The following is a 2,525-nucleotide window of genomic DNA, read 5'->3' as shown; positions in this document are numbered from 1 at the left end:
GGACGTCTCCCTCTGCTGCGGTACGCGGTGGCGGGGGCGGTGACAGGTGGTGGTGAGGGTGGTCGGGTCTACGGACCCGGGAAGGGGACGGGGCCAGGTCCCGGGAAGGGCCCGCCCCCCGGACCGGCCGGGAACGGCCCACGGGGGCCGCCCGGGTACGGCCCACGGGGCCCGATCGGCTCGGGGGCGGGCCGGTGGCCGTTGGCCGGCGTGTGGCCGGCGAACTGGGTGCGGTACAGCTCCGCGTAGAGGCCGTCCAGGGCGAGGAGTTCCTCGTGGGTGCCGCTCTCCTGTACCCGGCCGTCGTCGATGACGAGGATCTGGTCGGCGTCGCGGATGGTGGACAGCCGGTGGGCGATCACCAGTGAGGTGCGTCCCGCCAGCGCGGTCTCCAGCGCCCGTTGCAGGGCGGCCTCGGACTCGGAGTCGAGGTGTGCGGTCGCCTCGTCGAGGACGACGACCGGGGGCGCCTTGAGCAGCAGGCGGGCCATGGCGATGCGCTGTTTCTCGCCACCGGAGAGCCGGTAGCCGCGGTCGCCGACGACGGTGTCGAAGCGATGGGGCAACGACTCGATCAGGCCCCAGATCTGGGCGGCCTTACAGGCGTCGATCATCTCCTGTTCGGTGGCCTCCGGGCGGGCGTAGCGGAGGTTGTCCCCGATGGTGGCGTGGAAGAGATAGGCGTCCTGGGTGACGACGCCGATGGTGTCGTAGAGCGACTCCAGTGTGAGATCCCGCAGGTCGTGCCCGTTGATGCGGACGGTGCCCTCGACGGGGTCGTACAGCCGGGGCACGAGGTGGGTGATGGTGGTCTTGCCGGCGCCGGAGGGGCCGACGAGGGCGGTGAGTTTCCCGGCGGGCAGCCGGAAGCTCAGGTCGCGCAGGGTCCGCTCGTTCCTGGTGCGCTCCGGCTGCGGCATCGCGATCGACTCGAGCGAGGCGAGCGAGACGTCCGCGGCGGCCGGGTAGGAGAAGGAGACGCCGTCGAAGACGATCTCCGGTGCGCGGCCGTCCCGGGGCAGGGCGGTGGCGTCGGGCTTCTCGGCGATGAGCGGTTTCAGGTCGAGGATCTCGAAGAGCCGGTCGAAGCTGACGAGCGCGGTGACCACGTTGGCCTGGGCGCTGGAGAGCTGGTTGATCGGGCCGAAGAGCCGGGTGAGCAGGGTGGCCAGGGCCACCAGGGTGCCGATTTCGAAGGCCCCGTCGATGACGAGGCGCCCTCCGACGCCGTAGACCACGGCGGTGGCGAGCGCGCTGAGGAGGACCATCGACAAGAAGAGCAGCTTGCCGTGGACGGCGGTCACGACGCCGAGGTCGCGGACCTTTCCGGCCAGTCCGGTGAACTGGCGCATCTCGCGGCTCGGCCGGCCGTACAGCTTGGCCAGCAGTGCGCCGGTCACGTTGAAGCGCTCGTTCATCAGCGCGCCCATCTCGGCGTTCCGCTCCATCTGGGACCGTGTGAGCCGCTGTAGCCGGCGTCCGACAACCTTGCCGGGCAGGATGAAGAAGGGCAGGACGACCAGGGAGATCACGGTGATCACCCAGGACAGGTAGAACATCGTGACGAGGACGAACAGCAGTGTCAGCGCGGCCGAGACGACCGTGGACAGCAGCGACGTCAGGGCCTGCTGGGCGCCGACCACATCCGCGTTGAGCCGGCTGACCAGGGCGCCGGTCTGGGCCCGGGTGAAGAACGCCAGCGGCTGGCGCTGTACGTGGTCGAAGACCTCGGTGCGCAGTTCGTAGACGAGCCCTTCGCTGACCCGGGCCGAGTACCACGCCTCTCCGAAACCCAGCAGCGCGCCGAGCACCGCCAGCCCGCCGACCGCCACCGCGATACCCACGACAACGTCCGAGTCGTGCTGGGCGATGCCATTGTCGATGAGGTATTTGAAGAGGATGGGAGTGGCCACCACAATGGCGGCGTTCAGCACGGTCATGAGCAGCAGCAGACTTATGCTGACACGGTACGGCCGGGTATACGGAAGTATCCGTTTCGCGGTCCCGGGTTTTATTTTCTGCTTGGTCACGGATGGGTCGGGACCCACCGCGCGAATCATCATCGGCCCTGGGCCGCCTATGGACACGACGCTCTCCTCGGCTTCGGTGGTTCCGAACTATGTGAGCTGGTCGATGAGGCTCTTGGGGCGCATGTCCCGCCAGTTCTCCTCGATGTAGTCCAGGCAGTTCTTGCGGGCGTCCTCGCCGAATACGACCCGCCATCCGGCCGGTACCTCGGCGAAGGCGGGCCACAGCGAATACTGGCCCTCGTCGTTCAGCAGGACCAGAAACGAACCGTTTTCGTCGTCGAACGGGTTGGTCATCACCGCTCCTCTCAACTGCTCCGGGGTGAGGCCGGAATTCAAAGTAACGGGGGCCTGTCGGAAGCAGCAAGGTCGACTATTGAAGCGGCGTCCAACCGCGTATTCTCGGCACTTGGACGACAGCACTTGGACGACAGCACTTGGACAAGGGCACTTGGACAAGGGCGCTTAGGCAACGGCGCTTGGACAAGGGCGCTTGGG

At 67.9% G+C, this 2,525-nt stretch carries 2 protein-coding genes; both read right to left on the bottom strand.

All coding sequences use genetic code 11. The annotated features are described in order from the left end of the window. Positions 1-68 precede the first annotated feature (68 nt). On the bottom strand, positions 69-2,063 hold the full coding sequence (locus N6H00_RS34035) for an ABC transporter ATP-binding protein (RefSeq protein ID WP_268977227.1): 1,995 nt from the start codon (positions 2,061-2,063) through the stop codon (positions 69-71). A gap of 54 nt (positions 2,064-2,117) precedes the next feature. Then, positions 2,118-2,324 (bottom strand): MbtH family protein, encoded by a 207-nt coding sequence (locus N6H00_RS34030; protein ID WP_020866836.1) that lies wholly within the window; start codon positions 2,322-2,324, stop codon positions 2,118-2,120. Positions 2,325-2,525 lie beyond the last annotated feature (201 nt).

The organism is Streptomyces sp. S465 (assembly GCF_026898115.1).
GTDB classification, from domain to species: Bacteria; Actinomycetota; Actinomycetes; order Streptomycetales; family Streptomycetaceae; genus Streptomyces; species Streptomyces luomodiensis.
Note: the sequence above shows the minus strand (reverse complement) of the source record. Positions and strands in the feature narration are given on the sequence as shown.

Bases quoted from the DNA above. Each gene is read 5' to 3' on its own strand.
- N6H00_RS34035 (WP_268977227.1), bottom strand. From the start codon at position 2,063: ATGATGATTCGCGCGGTGGGTCCCGACCCATCCGTGACCAAGCAGAAA.
- N6H00_RS34030 (WP_020866836.1), bottom strand. From the start codon at position 2,324: ATGACCAACCCGTTCGACGACGAAAACGGTTCGTTTCTGGTCCTGCTG.